Annotated in this window: 20 protein-coding genes; 2 read left to right on the plus strand and 18 right to left on the minus strand. The window is 38.1% G+C overall.

Annotated features, from left to right (window positions below; genetic code table 11):
* Positions 1-416: 416 nt before the first annotated feature.
* The 10 genes from rffA to QOL76_RS08800 form a co-directional block, all read right to left on the minus strand.
* Positions 417-1,586, minus strand: a complete 1,170-nt coding sequence (gene rffA, locus QOL76_RS08755) for a dTDP-4-amino-4,6-dideoxygalactose transaminase (RefSeq protein WP_377919215.1) — start codon at positions 1,584-1,586, stop codon at positions 417-419.
* A gap of 178 nt (positions 1,587-1,764) precedes the next feature.
* Positions 1,765-2,367: an ATPase gene (locus QOL76_RS08760; RefSeq protein WP_283412578.1), complete on the minus strand. Its 603-nt coding sequence runs from the start codon at positions 2,365-2,367 to the stop codon at positions 1,765-1,767.
* The gene (locus tag QOL76_RS08765) at positions 2,360-2,521 is read right to left on the minus strand and encodes a hypothetical protein (protein ID WP_283412579.1); all 162 of its coding nucleotides are present in this window, start codon (positions 2,519-2,521) and stop codon (positions 2,360-2,362) included. Before QOL76_RS08765 ends, QOL76_RS08760 begins: the two co-directional genes overlap by 8 nt.
* A gap of 252 nt (positions 2,522-2,773) precedes the next feature.
* Positions 2,774-3,703 (minus strand): glycosyltransferase family 2 protein, encoded by a 930-nt coding sequence (locus tag QOL76_RS08770; RefSeq protein WP_283412580.1) that lies wholly within the window; start codon positions 3,701-3,703, stop codon positions 2,774-2,776.
* Between the two features lie 225 nt (positions 3,704-3,928).
* A complete protein-coding gene (locus tag QOL76_RS08775) occupies positions 3,929-4,588 on the minus strand; it encodes a GNAT family N-acetyltransferase (protein WP_283412581.1) in 660 nt (219 codons plus the stop codon).
* A gap of 475 nt (positions 4,589-5,063) precedes the next feature.
* Positions 5,064-5,453 carry an endonuclease domain-containing protein gene (locus tag QOL76_RS08780; protein WP_283412582.1) on the minus strand — a complete coding sequence of 130 codons (390 nt, stop codon included), beginning with the start codon at positions 5,451-5,453 and terminating at the stop codon, positions 5,064-5,066.
* A 174-nt stretch (positions 5,454-5,627) separates the two neighbouring features.
* Entirely contained in the window at positions 5,628-6,449 is an 822-nt protein-coding gene (locus QOL76_RS08785; RefSeq protein WP_283412583.1) for an ABC transporter permease, read from the minus strand.
* Between the two features lie 191 nt (positions 6,450-6,640).
* Positions 6,641-7,480 carry a glycosyltransferase family 2 protein gene (locus tag QOL76_RS08790; protein WP_283412584.1) on the minus strand — a complete coding sequence of 280 codons (840 nt, stop codon included), beginning with the start codon at positions 7,478-7,480 and terminating at the stop codon, positions 6,641-6,643.
* A gap of 60 nt (positions 7,481-7,540) precedes the next feature.
* Entirely contained in the window at positions 7,541-8,266 is a 726-nt protein-coding gene (locus QOL76_RS08795; protein ID WP_283412585.1) for a class I SAM-dependent methyltransferase, read from the minus strand.
* Positions 8,267-8,390: 124 nt separating this feature from the next.
* Positions 8,391-8,897 (minus strand): helix-turn-helix domain-containing protein, encoded by a 507-nt coding sequence (locus QOL76_RS08800; protein WP_283412586.1) that lies wholly within the window; start codon positions 8,895-8,897, stop codon positions 8,391-8,393.
* A 128-nt stretch (positions 8,898-9,025) separates the two neighbouring features.
* Between QOL76_RS08800 and QOL76_RS08805 the strand changes: the two genes are divergently transcribed.
* On the plus strand, positions 9,026-9,394 hold the full coding sequence (locus QOL76_RS08805; protein WP_283412587.1) for a four helix bundle protein: 369 nt from the start codon (positions 9,026-9,028) through the stop codon (positions 9,392-9,394).
* 202 nt (positions 9,395-9,596) lie between these two features.
* On the opposite strand, the gene QOL76_RS08810 is transcribed toward QOL76_RS08805, so the two are convergent.
* Both QOL76_RS08810 and QOL76_RS08815 read right to left on the minus strand, forming a co-directional pair.
* Positions 9,597-10,385: a hypothetical protein gene (locus QOL76_RS08810; RefSeq protein ID WP_283412588.1), complete on the minus strand. Its 789-nt coding sequence runs from the start codon at positions 10,383-10,385 to the stop codon at positions 9,597-9,599.
* 776 nt (positions 10,386-11,161) lie between these two features.
* Positions 11,162-12,694, minus strand: coding sequence for a hypothetical protein (locus tag QOL76_RS08815; RefSeq protein WP_283412589.1), 1,533 nt, complete (start codon positions 12,692-12,694; stop codon positions 11,162-11,164).
* A 21-nt stretch (positions 12,695-12,715) separates the two neighbouring features.
* On the opposite strand from QOL76_RS08815, the gene QOL76_RS08820 reads away from it, so the two are divergent.
* The gene (locus tag QOL76_RS08820) at positions 12,716-12,892 is read left to right on the plus strand and encodes a hypothetical protein (protein WP_283412590.1); all 177 of its coding nucleotides are present in this window, start codon (positions 12,716-12,718) and stop codon (positions 12,890-12,892) included.
* Between the two features lie 400 nt (positions 12,893-13,292).
* On the opposite strand, the gene QOL76_RS08825 is transcribed toward QOL76_RS08820, so the two are convergent.
* The 6 genes from QOL76_RS08825 to QOL76_RS08850 form a co-directional block, all read right to left on the minus strand.
* Complete coding sequence (locus tag QOL76_RS08825) at positions 13,293-15,773, minus strand: leucine-rich repeat domain-containing protein (RefSeq protein WP_283412591.1); 2,481 nt, start codon at positions 15,771-15,773, stop codon at positions 13,293-13,295.
* Positions 15,730-16,572, minus strand: a complete 843-nt coding sequence (locus tag QOL76_RS08830; RefSeq protein WP_283412592.1) for a hypothetical protein — start codon at positions 16,570-16,572, stop codon at positions 15,730-15,732. The genes QOL76_RS08825 and QOL76_RS08830 overlap by 44 nt, the downstream gene beginning before the upstream one ends.
* Entirely contained in the window at positions 16,569-17,147 is a 579-nt protein-coding gene (locus QOL76_RS08835; RefSeq protein WP_091691238.1) for a hypothetical protein, read from the minus strand. Before QOL76_RS08835 ends, QOL76_RS08830 begins: the two co-directional genes overlap by 4 nt.
* A gap of 26 nt (positions 17,148-17,173) precedes the next feature.
* Positions 17,174-17,641, minus strand: coding sequence for a nucleoid-structuring protein H-NS (locus QOL76_RS08840; RefSeq protein WP_283412593.1), 468 nt, complete (start codon positions 17,639-17,641; stop codon positions 17,174-17,176).
* 1,007 nt (positions 17,642-18,648) lie between these two features.
* Complete coding sequence (locus QOL76_RS08845) at positions 18,649-20,283, minus strand: glucosamine inositolphosphorylceramide transferase family protein (RefSeq protein WP_283412594.1); 1,635 nt, start codon at positions 20,281-20,283, stop codon at positions 18,649-18,651.
* Between the two features lie 37 nt (positions 20,284-20,320).
* Positions 20,321-21,472 (minus strand): MraY family glycosyltransferase, encoded by a 1,152-nt coding sequence (locus QOL76_RS08850; protein ID WP_283412595.1) that lies wholly within the window; start codon positions 21,470-21,472, stop codon positions 20,321-20,323.
* Between the last annotated feature and the right edge of the window lie 854 nt (positions 21,473-22,326).

Here is a 22,326-nt window from a genome sequence, read left to right on the forward strand (position 1 = left end):
TAATATTGAGAATTGAGAATTGAGAATTGAGAATTTAAAATTTAAGATGACCCAGGTTCGACAAGCTCACCAACCGTGGTTCGACAAGCTCACTGACTGTGGTGATTAATTTTAAATTAAATACATTTTAAATTCTTCATTCCGCCTTCGGCGGGCACAGCTTCGCCCTTTCACTCCGCCCCCTAACCCCCTAAAGGGGGAATTCGATCATAGCTTCGCCCTTTCACTCCCATTTTAGGGGCTAGGGGTTGACTGAGTAATAAATTTACTCGGTTGTTTTCGAAATGCAAATGTTTGAAATTTAAAATGGGAAAATTGAAAATTTGCAATTACTTCTTAACCGGGCTCACGTTCCGCTACGCCTCAGCGCACAGGCACGGTGGACAGGTGTTGGTTGACTGAATACTGACCACTGTTTACAGCATACTGACCTCAGGTAATTCATAGAATATCGGCAATCTTAATAAGCAATCGGAGTACCGATCGGAATTGGGTAATTCACGCAGGTACTGATCTGGAAAATGCTTTTTGGAATATTCTGATTTGTGAAGACTTTGGTAGTGGAAAACAGACAGTACACCCTCATTCTTTAGAATAGTGGAAAATTCAGACCTTTCAGTTTCATTTTGGAAGAGTAAATAAAACATGTGGGCATTTCCCTTATTCTCAATACGCTGCCAAGTAATATCAATTTTCCCGGATGCTTGGGAAAGTAGTTTTTGATAGGTTTCTGAGAGTATTTCAGTAGTTGTACTGCCTTTATCAAAAAGCTGGAAATATGAATCCCAAATGGATAATCTTCTGCTTTGAATGGATTTTAGCTCTTCTAATTGCGCCCAAAGAAAGGCAGCTGTCACTTCGGAAGGCAGGAAGGAACTACCTATATCCACCCAGCCGTATTTATTTACTTCACCACGGAAAAATGCAGCCCGGTCCGTTCCCTTTTCCCAAAGGATTTCTGCCCTTCTAATTAAATCAGTGTCATTGATACCTAAAAGTCCCCCTTCTCCGGACTGAATATTTTTTGTTTCATGAAAACTAAAGCAAGACAAGTGGCCTATGCTACCCAGCGCTTTCTCCTTATAAAAACTATCTATTCCTTGCGCAGCATCTTCAATTACCCAAAGGTTGTGTTTGGTGGCAATGCTTAGTATTCCATCCATCTCACAAGGAACACCCGCGTAGTGGACTACTACAATCGCTTTAGTTTTTGGAGTAATTAGCTCCTCAATAAGACTTTCATCCATATTGGGATGATCGGCTATACTATCTACAAAAACGATTTTGGCACCTCGTAAAACAAAAGCATTTGCTGTAGACACAAAGGTGAAGCTGGGTAGGATAACTTCATCGCCCGGCTGTATGTCACAAAGTAGTGCTGCCATCTCCAGTGCATCTGTACAGGAATTAGTCAGAAGACATTTTTCAATTCCATAGTTCTGCTCAAAGAAGGAATGGCACAAATGGGTGTAGTAGCCGTTTCCTGAGATCTTGCCACGGTTTATCGCGTCTTGAATGTATGTAAGTTCCTTACCGGCCTGGTAGGGTTTGTTGAAGGGGAGTTTGATTTCGGATTTCGGATTTATGAGTTCGGATTTATGATTTGGGTTCTAGATACCGGGAATTTAAAATGAAAAGAATTTAAAATGTAAAATGAGAGGAATTTAAAATTTAAAATGAAAGGAATTTAAAATGATGGTGGTAGGTGGCAGTTTGACCTATGCTTTCTCTTCTACTTTGTGGTAATGATTTGTTCAATTTTAATTACTCAAACTCAATTGCCAGTTTTGGAACCAGCTCATTCAAAAATTTTGGAAAGAATTCATGGTATCCAAGCTTTCCTTTTGTAAAGGAAAAACAATACCTAGGTTCTCTTTTATACACAGAACTGTCAAAAACATCAATGGAATCAAAAAATTTAAAATTATCATTTAAGTTACTGTAGCCAGCATAAAACCTTTCTACTATTTCACTGTCTGGAACAAAATGTCCGCCATTCTCAACCCTAATGCGAACTCTTCTTTTAGCCTCTTCAATTGAATTCATTACAAAATATATAAGATGAATATTGTAGCCCTCAGCTCTAAACTTTAGAGGCCATTCAAGTGGAGTGTCATTAAAATTTGTTTCATAACAGAAATCCCTTTTCCTTAATATTGAGTCATTTATCTGAGCTTGAAGTTCTTCAAAGGCCAAGTTATGACCCATTAAGTCTTGAATTTCACTTGATTGAAGTGTATGGTAAATTTTTAAAAAATGGAAATCATAATCAAAAGGCAGAATTCCTGGATTCACAAGTGCTTTGGAAAAAGATGATTTACCAGCTCCATTACACCCCGCAATAACCCAAAGACCAGGTTTATCCAAGATTAAACTGTGGAGCTACAGTTGGTTTTCTTTTCAAACTAGACTTTTTGAGTGCATCTTCATACACTTCAATTTCCTTAAGGATAGATGGCATTACCTCCTTAATGTTATTTTGTAATTTCTTGATATTTAATCTCTTCTCCTTGTTGTTCATATTTGTAAAGTTAGTGAACGTTAGTATTTCTAACAAAACTAACATCAGATGAAGTTCCTTGATATTTGGGTTTGGAAATTTGACTTCTAGATGGGTAATTGATTGTGGTGAGAGAAAAGGAATTTAAAATGTAAAATGAGAGGAATTTAAAATGGATAGCGATGCGTTGCTGAGAACAGCTCTTGATTCTTGTGTCTTATCTCTAGTGTCTTAGGTCTTAGGTCTTATGTCTTAGGTCTTATGTCTTGATTCTTATGTCTTATCTCTTGAAATTCTTTTCTCCACAATATAAATCGGTCGGTTTTTCACTCCTTCGAAGGTTTTACCGATGTATAGGCCTACCATTCCTAGGGTAATTAGTAGAAAGCCTGTAAGCATCCAAATGGAGATAATCAGGGAAGCATAACCGGCAACAATGATATCCCCATCCAAATATCTATACAGGGTATATAGGGCAAAAAGGAATCCTGTGAGGGCTACCAGCATTCCAAGTTTGACAGTCAATCGAATAGGTTTATCAGAATATGCCAGCATGATATCCAAGGCAAGATTAAACAACCTTTTAAGGTTGTAGGTACTTCCTCTGTCTCCATTTTCAGCATGGACCACCGGAATAGCTGTTTGCCGAAAACCTACCCATTTCACCATGGTAGGAAAATAGCGGATGGACTCCCGCATTCCTATGATCTCATTGACCACCTTGCGGTGATAGACTCCGAAATTGGCTATACTCTCGTCCTGTTTGGACCCTGTAAGCCAGGCCAAAGTCCTGTAAAAAACCTTGGAAGAGAGTCTTTTGAAAAATCCATCTTGCCTGTTTTCTCTATTAGCCAACACCACATCAAATCCTTTTTGGGCTTCCTGGTAAAGATTTGGAATTTCCTCTGGTCTGTCTTGCAAGTCGCAGTCCATAACGACAATCCACTCCCCTTTTGCTGCATCCAGACCTGCGGTGATGGCATAGTGTTGCCCGAAGTTGCGGGAAAGCTTGATTCCATTGATTTCGGGAAATCTAGATGCTAATTCTTCGATTTTGTTCCAGGAATTGTCCTTGCTAGCATCTTCAACTAGAATAATTTCATAGGAATCGGTAATTCCGGAAACTGCCTGACGAATTCTTTCTACAAGTTCCTGCAGAAGCGATTCGGCTTGGTAAACTGGAGAGATGATGGAGAGGAGCACTTTTTTTTAAATTTAAAATGGAAAAATTGAGAATTTAGAATGAAAAATTTAAAATGAAGAATTGAGAATTTAAAATGAGGAATTGAGAATGATGGGTGATGAATGATGAATTTAAAATGTAAAATGATGAATTTAAAATGGTTGTTGGTTGTCAAGCTGACCACTGCATACTGACTACTGAGACTAGAGACTGACTACTGAGACTGGATACTGTCTACTCAACACTCATCCTTTCCACCAGTGATATACATAAGCTATTTCTACAGGGGTATAAGCTAGGGATTGGTAGAGTTTGCAGGCTGGGATGTTGGTTTCTTGGGTTGGGATTTGCATCTTTTTGGCTCCTGCATGAAGGGATTTGTTTTCTGCAGCCTGGACCAATTTCCTTCCCCAGCCATTTCCTTGATGGTTTTCGGAGACTGCAATCAGACCAATGGCTCCCATATCCTTATCCACGGAGTATGTGACCATTCCAGCCTGCTCAGGGGCTATTAATATCTCCTGATTTTCAAATGCTTTATTGATCCAAAGTTTGTAGAGTTTTTCAAATTCTTGGTTTTGGAGTCTGGGGTCAGTTTTAAATCGGGAATATATGCCACTTAAATAAGCCAATTCAATTAGCTCTTCATTCAGGGTAGGTTTATTAAACTTCCGAATATCTTCAATTTGATCTAAGGGAGATAGCTTTTTTTGAAATGTAATTTTAGTGTCGACCAACTTAATACTAGGGCAGTAAATCTCTAAAGGCGCTTCAGAAAAAAGATAGACTAGCTGAAAATCCTTTGCTGATTTCAAGAACTCTTGTTCATTCCAATCATCTTCTATGGCGATTTTACCAACGGGATAGTTGAAGAGGGAGGAGTCGAAAGGGAGGGAGGAGATCAATTATTAATGGAGAATTTAAAATGGAGAATTTAAAATGATGAATTTAAAATGATGAATTGAAAATGGAGAATTGAAAATTGTGAATTTAAAATGATGAATTGAAAATGCTTTCTCAATAAGGTGGAGTGTTGGTTATTGGTTGTTCGTTGTTCGTTGTTCGTTGTTCGTTGTTGGTTGTTGGTTGTTGGATGTTGGATGTTGGTTGTTAGATGTTGGTTGTTGGTTGTTCGTTGGTGGGGTTAACTAACAACATACAACTAACAACCAATTATGCAACATCGGCGAATATGCGTTCCATCCTCCGTCCCGATAACCTTTGAAATAAAATATGATCGGGATCTCCGGATGGTGAAAGCTAGGCAACATCGGCTAATATGCGTTTTACCCCCGACCCCTAAAGGGGGGAAATGCAACTTTAGTAGAAATCTGAGACTTCAAAAGTTTAAAGCTGGAGAATTGGGTTATTACCTCTATTCTAATATTTTCTGTTTGAAGAGATTGAAGTCTTAATTTTTTCAATCTCCATTAAAATCAATCGAAGAACTTCTTCTACCTCTTGAATTACAAAATGATTTTTAAATCTTATGATGTAGATACCCAAAGCATTTAAATCTTCTTGTCTTGCTATATCTCTTACTTTTTGATCACTTTGATCATGTATTTCTCCATCGAGTTCAATCCCAATTTGATATTGATGACAATAGAAATCTAGAATATATTTAGAAACTGGGTGTTGCCTTCTAAAAAGAAGGCCATTAAGCCTATTTGCTCTTAATCTTTCCCACAATACGCTTTCTGCAGGAGTTAATCTCATGCGAAGTTCTTTAGCTCTTCTAAATATTTCTGGAGAAGCGTTGTGATGCATTTTTTTGGAAAATTATTTCGCCTTCGGTCTACCCCCGCCCCTATAGGGGAGAATTGGTCTAGTCTTTTTCTGATTGTTATAATGGAGGAGGAAATTTAACTAGCGAATAATAACACTTTAATCACCCAATTCCTTATTCGAGACTTGCTCCCCCTTCAGGGGGTTGGGGGGCAGTTAAGCAACATCGGCGAATATGCGTTCCATCCTCCGAAAATACATCATGCCGAAGATGAATAAGACCAAGGCCACAATAGAACCTGGCCAGATCCATTCCCAGGGCATGGGACGGTCGAGGAATGCGGCTCTGAAACCTTCAATGACTCCAACCATGGGATTGAGGATATAGAATTTCTGGTAAAACTCAGGCACTGCAGTGGTACTGTAAACTACCGGGGCTGCATAGAGTAAAAGCTGAACTACAAAAGTCAATGCATGCTTCACGTCTCTGTATTTCACAGCCATGGCAGAAAGCATCATGCCCACGCCTAGGCTGCACATGAGGAGTTGGATGATCAATAAAGGCAAAACTAGCAAACCCCAACCTGGAATGATCTGATAATAGATCATCATCCCGATCACTACAACAAAGGCAATGAGAAAGTCTAGAAGTTTGGACAGTATGGAACTTAGGGGTAGCACCATTCTCGGGAAATAGACTTTGGTAATCATGTTGGCGTTTTGGATCAGGGAATTAGCAGATTCGGTAAGGGTACCTGAAAAGTAATTCCAAGGCCACAGTGCTAGGTAGGAAAACAGGGCGTAAGGAATGCCGTTTGAATCCACATCAGCTAAGTTGCCAAAGACTACTGTAAATACTACAGTAGTAAAAAGGGGTTGGATAATTGCCCAAGCTACTCCCAAAACTGACTGGGCATATCGGGCTTTGATGCCTCTTAAGGTGAGGAAATAGAGTAGATCCTTATATCGCCAGAGTTCCTTGAAATCTATGAGTTGCCAGCCTGAGGTGGGTTGGATGATTTTAATATTGTCTTTCAACTGTAAAATTTAAAATGGAGGAATTGAGAATTTAAAATTTAAAATGTAAAAATTGAGAATTTAAAATGATGAATTTAAAATGGTAGGTGGTTGTTTCCTCCACGGCGGACAGGGTTGTTGGATTTTAGTTGTTGGTTGTTGGTTGATGGTTGGGTTTGATGGCTATGGTAACTGTTGAATGTATTAAACAATTACCCTAACACAGATTTCAGGCCTTTTACTTTCTTGTATAAGTTATAGTAGAGTTTATTGATTTCTACTTCAAAGGGGGGCTTATGGTAGGATAAATTATTTCCTGTGCTGATATGGTAATAATGTCTTCGAATTAATGAAAACTCACCTATACTTTCCAAGTATTCCCTCACTTTCCTCCTGTAAGTGAAGTAATTATTCTGCTTGATCTTTCTGTTTTTATCGGTATGTGTAATTGAGGTTTTTCGGAATATCATCACTGCCAGGGGTTCTGCACAGAAGGAAACTTTGGGATTCACTTTCATCAAATCAAACATCAAGTGATATTCCTGCATATTAGGGAGATTTTCTCTCCATCCTCCGATTTGCTTGATCAGATCACCATTGTATAAATTGGAAATAGAATTACCTAGTTTGATTCCAAGCAAGCCTGACCAGGGATCAGTAAGGTAATTTTGAAACTCCCTTTTCCCTTCTTTTTGAAAAAAAAACGAGCCTACCAAAAAAGAGCTCTCCTCATCTAGGCACTCAAGTTGCTTTTTTATCTTATCAGGCAATAATTCATCATCAGCATCCTGGAACTGAACCCATTTATTTTTGCATTGGGAAAGGCCAAGATTCCGGGAAGCTGGAGCTCCTTTATTTTTTCCGTCCGGATGTTGTAACACATTGATTATTGGGTACTTCGAAGCCAAGTGATGGCAAAGCTCTAAAGACTTGTCTTTAGAACCATCATCCACTAGAAATATTTCATCAATTTCTGGTTGGAGCAAAACGGACTCAACTGACTTAACTAAGGTCTTTTCAGCATTAAAAACTGGGACAATTGCCGAAACCATATTCTGGGCTATTAAAATTTAAACAGTTAAAAATAATACTTGCGATTCAATTTCCTTTATTTATTCTGATGGTTTCCAGTAAATACTTGTTTCCGAAAAAAATGCATGACAAACCGTAACGCCTTGATATTTTTCAGATTTCCAGCCTTTCAAATACTTTTCTAGGAAAGGTTGGTAGGAATTCCGCTCTGTATTATCAAATAATAAGATCCCGCCCGACTTTAACTTTGAAATCGTCTGAATCAAGCAAGCCGGTCTCACTCTGCCATCGATAATGAGTAAATCTATACTTCCATCTGGGAGATGATCAGCTGCATGCGCATAGTTTTGGAAGGTAAATCCATCGCAATACATTCCGTTTACGCTTTTATATAAATCAGGAAAATCCTGGTTATTTTCCTTCTCAGGAATGTGGAGATTCAGTGTGAGTCCTGGATGAGCACCAGCATTTTTTACTACTTCTTTGAACCATTCTCCATCGTGCTCTATGGAATAAATACTTTTTACTTTATTCTTCAAAAACATGGTGCTACCTCCCGAACCAAATTCCAGAACGTTCATGTCCGGTTTGAGGAGGGATTCCAGTTTCTTATAGGCAAAATGATTTATCCAAGGTAACTCTGCTTCGTTTGGAAATTTATAATTACGGCAGTAGAGGTAATAAGCCGGAAACCCTCTTAGGGCTTCGGTAATAGGTTTGCCTTGCCCTAAATATTTCCCTATTTCACTTAAATATCTTCCTACGATTTTATATGTAGGCTTGGTATAGTTCTTAACTGTATGCAAGCTTTTATGGTTGTTTTTTTGGCTATACGGTAAATGAATTTAAAGTTTTATGGGGGAAAAGAAAAATTGGATGGTTGGATGTTTCCGACACGGCGGACAGGGGTTGGAGTTTGAAGAGTTGAGGTTACTTTCCATATACTAAAATACCCTGGATATCTCCTGGGTCAGATTCCAAGATGGATACTTCTACTTTGCGCAGCACTTTCTCGAAGGTTTTTTCCTTAATAAATTCCAGGTATTCCCTATCCAAGTCCTTTCCGATAAGTATCATCTGAATGGTGCCTGAGTCAATTCCTTTGGCATAATCTCCTATGATATAAGCTTTGTCTACCTCCCCCATTCTTTTGACAATACGTTCCATGAGGTCATCTAGTCCCAGGAATTTGGAAACCATCCCTTTAATCTCATCGAAGAAGGGGTGATTGGTATTGGCCTTATACATTTTTGTTTTGCCTTCATCTTCCGACACCAGCAATCCGGCTTCGGTCAGGCGGTTCAATTCTATCCGCACCGAATTCGTAGACTCGTCAAATTCCTTGGCGAGGGCACGCAGGTAGCCTGAATTGGCATGGGAAAAGAACTTCAGGAGAAGTTTGATGCGGGTTTTGGAGGTGACGAGGGATTCGAGCAACGTTGGTTGGTTGTTGGTTGTTAGTTGTTGGTTGGTGGTTGGTGGTTGGTGGTTGGTGGTTGATTAGGAAGTTGTTAACTTAGTTACCGAATTTTTAACTATCTCTTTTAACTAGAACTATCACCAGCATGACTAACTACAGAGACCTGGATATATATAAAATCAGCTTTAATTTATTTTTAAGAACGCATCCTTTTTCCCTTAAACTTCCTAAGTATGAATTATATGAATTGGGAAGTCAGCTTAGGCGATCATCTGATTCTGTAATTACCAATATCGTTGAGGGATATGGGAGAAGGTCTTATAAAAATGATTTCATCAAATTCCTTGTCTATTCTGAGGCAAGTAGTTTGGAAACCATAAATCATTTAGAGAAAATTCTAGCATTGTATGCAGAGCTATGTAAGGAAGCTGAAGAATTGGTAAAAGAGTATAATCTTTTGGGAGGCAAAATTCACTCATTCACTGAGTATGTGAGAAGTAGTTGGAGGAGTTAGTTGGTGGTTGGTGGTTGTTGGTTGGTGGTTGTCAGACTGACAATAATTTTAAATTCTTAATAGCGATGCTCGGTCACTCCCACTTTTGGAAACTAGCTGACTGAGTAGTTTTTTTACTCAGTTAAACAAATTTAAGGGGGCAAACGGATTTTGCAAGGTTGAAAACAGAAATTTCAATCTACTATAGGTGTGAAAAAAAATGTTATCTAGAAGCAGGAAGGGTTTTTAGGTAATAATAAAGTATGAAATTCTCTTCCTCTATTTTACTCTCAAGTCTAAAATCCTCGCCAAGAAACCGCATATATTCAGAAAAATAGAAAATTTTATTCACGTCTACCCCAAGCAAAAAATACTCCTTTGCCTCTGAAATATGCTCAAGGTGTAAATTTTTCAGTTTCTTTTTCTGAAATGGACTTTTTGAAATCCAACCCAAACTAAGGAAGGGTACTTGTTTATCTAATGTATAATTGATTCCAAGGAAATTTTCTGGATATCCCTCTAGGACAAGTAACGATTCTTCTGGAATTGTTTCAGTAAGGGTAATAAATTCAGTTTGCATTACTTTTCTAGCTTGAGCTTCGTTCATAAAGTTTAAAACATGAAAAGTAAAAAGTATTATTATTAGAAAAGATAAAATTATGGATGTTCTTTTTCCAATAAGTCTTTGATTAGCCTCAATGAACACAGGGAATAAAAAAGGTAAAAAGAATAGAATAACAACTCTCCCATTCAGTATAAAAAAGTGGTTAAACACAATAAAAAAAAGTAGCCATAAGAGTAGAAAAACCAAAGCTTGTTTTGAGTCCTTGTAGTTAAATAGAAAAAATGCGATTAAGATTCCTGAGAATATGGACTTAAATGCTTCAGTCCTCATCACCCTAATCAATCTAACTATAGAATTACCAATCTGTTTAAAAGAAAATAATTCTGCATCCAATTCTGCCTTTCTTGCCCTCAATTCCGAAAGTGAACTGGATTCATCCTCCATCATCCATTGAGAGAAAAAAAACCACTTTGAATCAATTTTCAACTTTCCTTCTAAAGAAAGTTGATTGGTTATAGGATGATCTGAAACTGCTGCGCGAGCTTTATTGTAATGAATAAAGTCAGAATATTCTGACTGTTGTTCCCAAATTATTTTTGAGCCAAGCAAAATTACCAAGAGTAAACTAGGGAATAAAAACAACCTTAAAGATTTTAGGATTCCAGAGAGGGAATAGAAAATGAAATAAAAGAACCCAAAACCTAAAAAAACAAGTACAAATGATTCCCAGCGTATAAGAATAGAAATACCTATAAGAAAAAAGGAGAAAATGCTTAAGCTTTTGTTTTTTTTAGCATTCCCCCTAAACAGGAGTAATAATCCTGAAATCCCTGAAATCCCTGCTACTATTGTGAATTGAAGGAATAAGGCAAAGTGAAGAAAGAGAGATAGACAAAAGAGTAAAAGAATAATATTTGCATTGAATCTGCTTCTCCTTAGATTCAAGTTCAAAATCAATCCTAGAAAACTCAGCCAAATCACCAAGAACCATGTCAAAGGATACCAGGGAATAGCGGGTGCTAATGTATAGAGTTTGGAAAAAGTCCAACTGAGGATGGGATGTATAAATACTGCATACGATTCAGGTGTTCCGGTATAGGCTCCGGAGACCAGCCACATCATGATTTCATCGTCATTTACCTGAAATCGCCATGGTAGAAACCAGATAATTGTCATAGCTCCAAAAGCTAATAAGGACCAAAATAGCAGGAAGTAGTTGGACTTTATTTTCTCCATAATAGCACTAACTTTTCTCCATTTGGCTGAATAAACTCATTCTTTTTCTCCCATTCTAAAGGGTCAAAAGGAAAATCATATAAAGCATTGAAAAGAATTAAATCTACTTCAGAGCCTGATTTTAAAAATAACTTAGCTTGTGAAGGCTTCCAATATCCTGGAGAATACAAGGAATTCTTGCCTAGGAGATAAAGTAAACCTGGGTTACTATAAAGTGAAATTACTTCATTAGGGGATAATTCTTCAATTTCTGAATTGAGCAATCTCAGAAGTTCTACCTGAGTTGGAGCGAGCCAAATATGTTTTCCAGATTTATACTCCCACTTTTCTGTAGCCTCCCAAAGATAAACTCCTTCAAAAGGTGTAAGCCAAATGCCAAAAGCTACTAGAACGAAAGAAATCAGTGAGGCAAATGCGTAGGTTCTTTTCTGGTATTCTTGGCTCTTTCTCTTCATTGCTAATAGATAGGCTAATAGCCAAAAGGCCCAATAATGAATACCCAGCCTCATCCAATACACATTACTTCCAAAATGAAGTACAAAAGGAAGCAAAATTAAAACACAGATAAACAGCAATTCTTTCTGTAATAATTCACCCTTTCTCAGATTTCCAATTTCCCTGGAAACACCTGCAATGGTAATCAAAAGAAAAATATGACTCCACTCGGAGGTAATGAAAGTGAAGTAGAAGACACATGCTAATATCACTAGTGCGATCAGTGTAAGTGTGTAAGCTAAAAAAGTTTTGGATTTTTTGAACTTCGACGCTATGAAGAAAGGTAAGCCGGTAATCAAAACCCAAAAGCCCCCTACAGCGGTATACTTGATCAGAAGTATTAGCGTGTAATCTTGACGTTGATTGATGAATCCAAATTCCCCAAATAATCTACTGAGGCCATTTTCCTCAAAAAACAAGAAAAAAAGACCCTCAAATAGGGAAAATGGCAATAGAACAAGGAGAATTGAGGCAACGCCGAGGGATTTTCTCATTAAAAAATAGAGAATGGTAGGTAAGCATAGTAGTATACAAACCGTGACCTTGGAATAGAACAAAGTAGTAAAAATCAATCCTAACAGAAACCAATCCATGGGCTTGAACTCTTTTTTGGAGACTATGGCCAACCAAAAACATACAAGCACCACAGAGATAGAATTATACGATAATGTTGGGGGCAAAAAACCATACCCTCCAAATAAAGCAGCCAAACATACTAGAAATACACGCAGTGAAGGGCCTTGTTGATAATATAGGTTTTTCCAAAAAACAGCCAGCGCAAATGCACCCATGAAATAGGAAATCAGGCGGATTATTCTAAGTCCTATGATGCCAAACTCCAAACCTGTAAGGTGATAAAAGAGCTTAAAAAAAAGATCATAGCTAAATACCCCTCCAATATTTGGCTGATTTGGATCGGCTAAAAAGGCATACAGACCTTCATCCGAAAAATCAAAACCCCGATTGATTCCCAACAGGATCAATAAAAGGGATAATAAGGTGAATGTTGCTAAGGTTTTGCTCAAGACGGGTGCAAATTACTTAATATGATTAGCCTTAAGGGTGCGGGGAGTTATAAATTTTGGTTGTTAGTTGTTGGTTGGTGGTTGGTGGTTGTTGGTTGGTGGTTGTTGGTTGTCCCAATAGAAATTAAAGGTTGGAGGCTGAGACAAGATGAAGTAGGGTCATTGGAAGTGATTCCGGTAGAATCTCTCGTTTTTTAGTTTGGTTTGACATTTTATTTGTACTTATTCTTTAATAGCAAAATAAGAATAAGCCTACCAATACCTACAATAATTATATTTTGTGGAAAACTATGGCTAGATAAAACAAAAAAATACCCTGTACAGGGTATTTTTTTCTAAGATTGACTATCTACCTTTATGTCAGGGTGATTAAGCAACTTTTAAAGCACTACTTTTCCTAAGAAAATATTAAAGGGACTTTTTATATTATTTTTTAATCCCTTTTTTCATTTCCAATTGCTAGGGTTAATACCAGTTTCCAGGGTTAAAACCCTGGACTATTGAAGCCTAGGGTTAATACCCTAGGTAATTGATTCATGGGGTTGAAACTCTAGGTAAATGATTCGCCTATTGATGTGGGGTTTGTTGATGAACAATTCTAGTAATATCTAACCTCACAATCTGGGTTGGAATCTTTGAAACTATCCACTGATCTACTATTCACTCTAGTATTAAAGCAGGAAAGCTTTTTAAGGTTTGATAGGCCTTCTATAGGTCTTAGGCTCCGCAAGTTGGTGCTTGCTACATCCAATTCCGTCAGATTGACTAATCCCTCCAGTCCTTTCAGGGATTTCAGGTTTGTGCCTGAGATATTCAGTGTTTTCAGATTTACCAAACCAGCTAGTGGATCCAGATCTTCTATTCCAGAGTTGCTGATATCAAGTTCCTTTAAGTTGGAAAGCCCTCTTAATGGAGAGAAATCAACTACAGGGACTTGGGATATCTTCAATTTCTCTAGAAGCTTAAGTTCAGAAATTGGAGCTATGTAACCCAATGGTGCATCAAAAATCACCAGTGACCTTAAGTTATCAAACACGGTAAGCGCATGTATATCATCTACTGATACCCTCTCGAAAGTCAAGGAAGACTTCTCTGTCAAGGCATGCAGCTGTTCCGTACTTGGATCTTCAGGCATGGAGAACTGCTTACGAAATACTTCCTTCCATGTAGCATCCAGCTCAGTCCACCAGGTGTTCAACTCATCTATTCTATAGATAATGGTCAAATTCGGCTTTTGGATTATTATTTCCGGCACTTCTTCAGGAAATATCCCAGATCCGTTCACATTCAAATAAGTCAAATTCGGAAGATTTACCACATCCATGATGGTGGTGACCGGGCTACCATCCAGATCAATTCTTACTAATTCCTCATTTGATTTGAGAGGGGAAATATCTTTTACCTGAGAGTTTCTGCCCATAATTTCTGTCAAGGTTTTGACCTCACTTAATGAAATCATCTCAGTAACAGGATTATCAGAGAAATCTACTTTCTTGAGTTTGGCAAATCGAGTAATAGGATTCAGCGTCTGTATACCAGCAGCACTCAAATCAAGTTCCTCTAGTCCTATAGTACTGGTCAGTATTTCCACACTAGGATTATCAGAAGTAATCCTAGGATTAGCCTTCTTCATACTAGTTTTCCAGGCATCAGAAAGTCCTGCCCACCAGCTCTCTAGATCTTTCACGTGGTGGATTAGCAATACCTTAGGATTGTTACGAATGAAATTATCCGCAGCGATAACAGACAGCTTCGTATCATCAGCCAAGACTTTACTCAGATCTCCCTTGGCATTTAAAGCGGATATATCTGAAACTTCTGTACCTGTGATATCTACTACTTCAATATTTTTCAGCCCTACTAAGGGGGTAAGGTCCTGAATGTTGGTATTGGATAAATTTAAATTCTTAAGGGAAAGTAGCTCGGATAACTGACTGAAGTTAATCAGGTAGTTCCCTGACAAATCCAAATCTTCCAACTTGGAAAGATCCTTTATATTCTCGGCGTTATTAAAGCCGCTACGAGCGATATATAGACTTTTCAAGCTATCAAATTCATTGAGCACAGCAAAGCTTAGAATTGGTGTTTCTTCCACCCGAAGTGATCGAAGTGCTTTAAGGTTTACCAATTCACTAATATCAGTAATCTGAGTTTGGGAGATATCCAGGTGCTTTAGGCGATCAGAATACTTGATAAATTGTATATCAGAGGTAGGCGTATTGGATACGTCCAGGTATTCCAGGAAAGTCACGTTGGAAATAGGTCCAAGCTCCGTAATCTGAGTATTGCTGAGGTTAACATACTTTAGATTACGCATTGCCTCCATTGGGCTGAGGTCCAGTAAGGAGTCTGTTCCGGAGATATCCAAGGAATCTACTTCCACAAACTTATATAATAAGTCCACATTGATAGAATCGTATAGACTTAGGGCAAAGCGATCTCTGAAATAAGCTTGCCAGTGGGGGTCTAACACGGACCACCATTCTGACAACTCCTCATCTCTACTTACCTTTGTGGTATAGACGCTTGCTATTTTTAATTCTTGAGTCTTACCGTCCAAATTCACCTCAACAAAGCGAGGCTTGGTATTCGCTATTTTTTCATTATTAATACCGGTGGCTGTAATAGTTCTATCCAGAGATGCCAAAAAATACACATCTCCATTGTCTTTTTGATGGGCTTTAACATCTCTAATCTTGAACTTGAAGTTGACATTCTTGTAGAAAAACTCAATGTCCTTTAAGTAGGCTGTGACATTCTTATTGGTCACTACTTTTCTATCCAGCAACAAATCATCTTCCACCTGCACTTCTCCATCTCGGAAGATTTTAAGGTAGCTTTCACGAATGACCACATCCTTGTCTCTAGGCTGTGTTTCAGCAGATCCAATGGTGTTAAGAAGATATTCCAAGAACCTAATTTGATCTTCAACTTTAGAAGAATAATCATCTATCTCATCTTGTGTATAGCCCTTAATCGTCTGCGTGAATCCTGAGAAAGTCACGCATAAAAGCAATAAAGTTAGATATATAAACTTAGTTCTGATCATAAATGTATTTCTGTATAGACTCCTTGTCACCAGGGTTAAGTTTGACAAGGTTTGAAATCAGCCAACCTGTATTAAATCCAGGGCGGTTGAATTGTTGTACTTCAAAATACCAGCCTTCTATTTGAAAGAAATGAAATTTAACATCAGTTACGGTGTCGTAACGGATGTTATTTTGCTTCATTTCGTATAAAAACAAAGTCAGGTAATCAGGTTTGAAATTGGTCTCAGTGAATGCTTCGGGGGAATTTGAATCCTGAAATGCTCTTCTAAGGTTCATAAATCCCAGCTCATGACTGAGAGGGTGTAGGAAATCTTTTCCATCCCCTACTGGCTTGTTGAAAATGTTTCTAAATGGGGGAAATGACACCTCATCTATTACCCATTCGTACCCCAACCCTTCCGGCTGGAGTTTCAATATCAAGGTGGCAGTTTCTCTTTTGCCTTTGTAAATAAATTCAGCCTGTACCTCAGCAAGCCAACCTTCTCTGTGGAAGTTTATGTATTGTGGGTACGAGGGAGAAAGTACAGCGTTAATAAACTCTGTTTTTAAATCATTAGTAACTGAGGAAGTTTGATTATCAAAAAGTATCTGAAGAAAGCCTTTTCTCAGGGATGTGCTGTGATAGGCTGAGTCACCAGGATAATAGCGTATATTTCCGTCAGTTGGGGATTCTTCGGCATTAAATCTTCTGAAGAATTGGTTTAGTTGTTTGGTAGAGGCAGCGAATTTGCCATCATCTTTAATTGTCCCGGGGCTGCCTATGCCCTGCCCCGAGACAATTGAGATGCTTGCGATGAAAATCGCAAAGATAAAGGTTACTATTCTCATGCGGAGGTTTCAGTCACTCTCACGTCACCTAGCATGACGTCCCAAAATTCAATAGTTCTACCAGCAATTTGGGTTTGCTTTTTCTCAACGTAGATAGTGATGTCTTTCTTAGTAGTGTCTTTGTAGTTCATACCTGTCTCGATAGATGTACCTTCGAAACGTTGGAATACAGTAACAACACCTACATATCTACCATCAGGCTGTCTTTCAAGATCTGAGATGTACTGGATATCGTACCAGGTGATGTTTACTCTATCGTAGTTCAAAGCCATCAAACGCTCAAAATAACGTCTTACCTTGTAGTACGCGATTTCGTTGGTATTGATGCTTGATACACCCATCTCAGCGCCAGGAGAGAATAATTCTTCTGCACGATCCATCACTCGATTTGCTTCAGAGAATTGAGTCTCTTTGCTTCCGATGATGCTGATATATTTACTTAAATCTTTTACTTTTTCAAGCGCTAAAGAGTCAATTGCTTGCTTTCTTGCAGGGCTAATTGTTTCAGACTGAGCTAATGCACTTACTGAAGAAGCAAGGAATAAGCCCAGGAAAAGGATCATTATATTTTTCATTTTTTAATTATTTTTCAGATGGGCAATTATTTTCTTCTAAGCTCCAATTCAGAGACCTTACCATTAGCATCCATCCGGATATCGCTGATGTAGTTAAGATTCTTCTTGGTGTCTTTCAAGTATTCCAAATACTTCTTGATTGTAGTAGGCTCATCGTAATCTTTGATTCCATTTTCTTCATGAATCACGATCAAAACTGGAGTTTCCTGATTAGAAAACATTCCAAGAGCCTCTTGGATGGTCTGGTTTGCAATAGATGCATTCCCTGCTGCAGCTACGCTATTGAAATAATTTTCCAACTTACCTGCTGCTACTTCTTCTGCAGAAGCGACTGGAGCTGGAGGAGGAGCTGGTTGTTGTACTTGCTCAACAGGTGCAGGGGGTGCAGGTTGTGCAGCTTTCTTTTTACTCTTACACGCACCCATAGCCAGCATAGCGACCAAGGCAATCATAAGTGAGCGGTTAACCGAAATAGAGAACAAATTTTGTTTCATTTTGGGGATTTGATTAAGATGATGAGGTTTTTTTTAATGTTAAACAGGGACTACCCCTACTTTTAATTTGGGTACAAAGTAAATAAATTCATATGATAATAATTCGATTTTTAAAGCTCATATGGAATCTTGCTGGCATTTTCATCATTTCAGAGAATGAGGCTTTTAGGTGTGCTCGATTTCATACGATTTACTCGCAAATGTTATTCCAAATCAAAATGCTTTTTATTAATATTTTAATATGTCCTCTGAGCGGTATATGAGTCTGTAGAGCGGTTACTCCTTAGTCTTTTAAATCACCCAAATTTCTTGGAATTACATATCAATAAGTGATCCAATGATTTTTGAAAAATATATAGGCTAGCCCAAGCAGGCTTAAATCAGGTTAAAACAGCCAAAAAATACCCAATATTGGGTATTTTTTTTTTGCCTATTAGCTCGGAAATTTGAATTAGCGTTAAGTTTTAATTAGGCGTAAGCCGATTTGAAAAGGCTCAGAGTTTCTCTGGGCCTTTTTATTTGGGGATGAGGGATGAGGGGTGACCGGTGTTGGGTGTCAGATGACCGGTGTTGGGAGTTGGGTGAAGATTGGTCGATGTTTGAAAGACGGAAGACCGAAGACGGGAGACGGGAGAGATAACCGATGTTTGATGACCGATGTTAGATGACCGAAGACCGGAGACCGAAGACCGAAGACCGGAGACCGAAGACGGGAGAGATGACCGATGTTGGGTGACCGATGTTTGATGACCGATGTCCGGTGTTGGGTGACCGGTGTTTGATGACCGAAGACCGAAGACCGAAGACCGGAGACCGGAGACCGAAGACGGGAGACGGGAGGGATGACTGGTATTGGATGCTGGGTGTCTGGCAACTGGCCACTGTTAACTGGCAACTGCTAACTGTTAACTGGCAACTGCTAACTGGCAACTGGCCACTGCTAACTGCTAACTGTTAACTGGCTACTGGCAAAAAGGGGATGTTCAGATGCTTTGTAATCACAACACTTAACCCCTTCTTTTTGCTGCATCAATTATGAAGAACTTTTCATGGCTGTCCACATGGTGAAAGCCTGTTAATTTGGGCATAAAGGAAGGATAGGCAGACACAATTTTCTCTTCCTTATATTCCTCCAGTGTAAGCTCTACTATTTGATTAATATTTAGCCCAAATCCATAATTTCCATTGACATTCCTTTGGCTTGGACGGAAGTATTTCCCATCCCTTTTATAGATTTTACCTCCATTTCTGGCAATTCTTGAATCTATAATCACCGGGTTCTGAAGATGTGGATATAAAGTATCCATTTTAAGTGAATCGATCTGGTATATATAGAGATCAGAATTTAGATCAAACCAGAAGCCTTTACTAAAGAAAATCCATGCTTTCCCCAGTTCATCTCTGAAGAAGTTAACATCTGCTAGTTCTACACCTTCGAAAGCAGTAGAATAAAGTTCCCATTTGTAAGGAAAATCCGTAGCTCTATATACCTCTAACCTCTTTTTTGCGCAGGTTTCAGGGATCATATAAATTTCTCCCTGATCCTCAAAAACATTGGGATAGGACATGTGAGTACCATCGTCAATCACATCTTGTACGTCTGTCACCTTACCGTTTTCGAGTTGCCCCACACTGATACAAGCTATTCCTTTGTCGAATTTGTAGCGTTCAAAAAATAAATACTTCTTGCCTTCTTTCTCAAAAAGAAATGGGTCGGCCCAGAATTCCCCTTCAGGTAGTGGGATTTCTTTTACTCTAAACAATGCGGCATGAAGAAAGTCGCCCTTTCCCAGATAGAGCTTCCATAGATTTTCTCTTTTTGAAGGAGCTAATTTACTAATAAGGGTACTTAAGAAAACCTTGTAGAATTTTCCTAAGTATTTCAAAGTAGCCATTGGACCGGGGGACCTGTATAATGCATGACTATAGGTGAGAGATTCTTCAATGGAGAATTTCCCATGCCTCACTTTTCTGATGTTTTTTAAAACCAGCTGAATGGAGGAGAACTGTATAAATTGACGATTTTTATTGTGCGACCAGTTTATATTATAAAAAGCCTTCTCAATGATTTTACCGCCATCCAACTCTGGAGTAAGCTGCTGCAGTGTCACGCCTATTGCTTCATGACCTTCAACAATTTCCCAAAAGCCGGCTGGTCCTCCTCTATTCACAAAATTGTCTCCGTGATGCAGGCTCCATACTCCATACTTGGATGCATTTAGTATAGCCCCTTTTATGATGTTAAATTCATGTCGGAGAATTATATCCAGGTCTAATTGCTTAATCTTTTCAGTGTCAGCTTCTTCAAAAAAGTCTACAAAACCTTTCCGTCTAGGAAACATTTCAAGCTTGTCTACACTATCAAACATGTGACGCACTTTCTCTGACTCTACGCTTACCGGTACAAAAAGCTTCTTTTCAATAGATTGCTGCCAGCGCCATAAAAAGTTGCCAGGCCAAAGTCTAGATAATAAACTAGGTTTAGCACTATGAGTATCCTGAGGCCTTCCATCAAAGATCAAAGCAGAAATCTCTAAAAAATCTAATTCCAGTAATTGCTCAAATAAAGAAATTTCCCAGGGGTCTAACTCAGTAAAAGGCTTGGTAAGAATCCCAATCTTTACTTTTTTTAAGTAAGTCATGTATTGTTAAAGATCATTCAGAAATAATGCTTATCAATTAATTCATATTAATTGGCATTTTATTTAGGTCCTCAGTTTCCATTTTTGGTTTGATTGGCGTAGGTACGGTAAAATTGTAAACTTTAGGAACCTTCTTCATGATTTTAATTTTCAGAAATTTCGGAGTGATGGCTTCTAAACCTAAACCTATACTTAAAACCAACACACAAACTAATGGTAGTACCACGTTGTCAGAAAAATCTCTCAGGATCACTATTGAGAATAGTACGGCTAATTGAACAAGTACTAAAAGGAGAACTACTTTGGGCTGCTTCATACCAAAGCGTACAAGCAAATGGTGCAGGTGATTTTTATCGGCTTTCATTGGATGCTTTCCGCTTGAAAGTCGTTTTGCAAAAACTCTAGCCATATCAAATAATGGTATGAGAACCATAGCGACTGCAAAACTGAAATTCGGTTTGATTTTATAGGCATTATCCAATGGAAGCTCTGCGTTGACATTCATAAAAGCGACTACCATCACTGCAAGTGCGAAGCCAAGCGGCAAGGAACCTGTATCTCCCATGAAAATTTTTGCTGGGTGCCAGTTGAATGATAAAAAAGCCAAAATTGCCCCTAAAAGTCCAAAACATAAGATTGAATAGCCTACATATCCTACGTAATCAAACCAAAACCCTAAAATCAATAGCGGGATGCTAGCAATTGTGCCTGCTAGGCCATCAATCCCATCAATTAAATTATAGGCATTAGTAATAGCAAACAAAGTGACGATGGTGAACAGGAAACTAAAAAACTCTGGCAACTCATAGATTCCAAGGAATCCGTAAAAATTGGTTACACGAATTTCCGCGAAGAAATAGATCAGGAACAAAGCTCCCAATTGCATTAGGATTTTTTGGAATGCGCTTAAAGGAGAAAAATCATCACGGATACCAATAAAGAACATGATTAGAATAGATAAGGAAACATATCTCATTGTTCCAGGTGACATGTGCCAGCCCCATATTCCAAAGGAAACTAAGCCTGCAAAGATAATTGCTATACCACCCATGGAAGGAGTAATCTTACTGTGGATTTTCCTCCCACCTGGTATATCTCCTATGTTTGCCTTATTAAGAATAATAATTAGTACGGGTAAGATCAAAACCCCCAAACCGAAGGAAGAGATCAATGATAAAAGTTGATTCATCTAGTAGTAAAGATTTTTTGCAAATACTTGAGTTCTTCCGCGTGAATTGAAAGTGCAAAATAACGGGATTTTTTTTAACTAAACAATGACAACTCGTTATTTCAAACAATTAACTAAAAATTAATTTATGGTTACAAATTAACTATTAGTACCTCATTTCGAACGGATAATACTTTCTCATTCGAATAAATTTTCATGCCATTCCGGCGATTTTGATAATAGAAAGTCTATTTCTTTTATTGATCTAAAAATCCTCAGAAATAGGTCTTGCTTGGGATTCTAGCCAAAACTAGCTTTAAAAGGGTAAAAGACACATTATAAATCGAGCACTCTAGAAAAAGAAAGAAAAACAAAAGCATTTTCTGAGAACTCGTAAAGAAAGATTCAAATAAATCAACGCACTGTGCTTTACTTTTTGAAATCAAGCAGCGTTCTATACGGGTAGAAAAATCCCCAAAACAAGAGTTAACATCCCCAAATAAGCTGTTGATTTATATAAATCTGTAGATCAATATAAACATGTAAACTTAATGTTGCAATAATTTTATAAAAAATATAATTAATAGCTAGTGCGCCAATTGCTGGTTTTTCTTCTGAAATAATGGTTTTACCCTGGATTTAATGTAAAGGTAAGTTGGCGGCTAAACTAATATCTACAGAAGAAAGTACAGTTCCTGTTTATTATTGAATAATTTTTCTTGTGAGAATCAACATCAAATACACCTTCCTCCATTTTATATAGGTTTTATCTTTGTCACTTTTTGGCGGCCAAAAAGTAACCAAAAAGCCCTGAGCCTCGGTCTTTTCTTTCCGCTGATACTTTTTTTTATTCATTTTAAACAGCAACGTAGCGG

The sequence above is a fragment of the Algoriphagus winogradskyi genome (genome assembly GCF_900182815.1).
Lineage (GTDB): Bacteria > Bacteroidota > Bacteroidia > Cytophagales > Cyclobacteriaceae > Algoriphagus > Algoriphagus winogradskyi.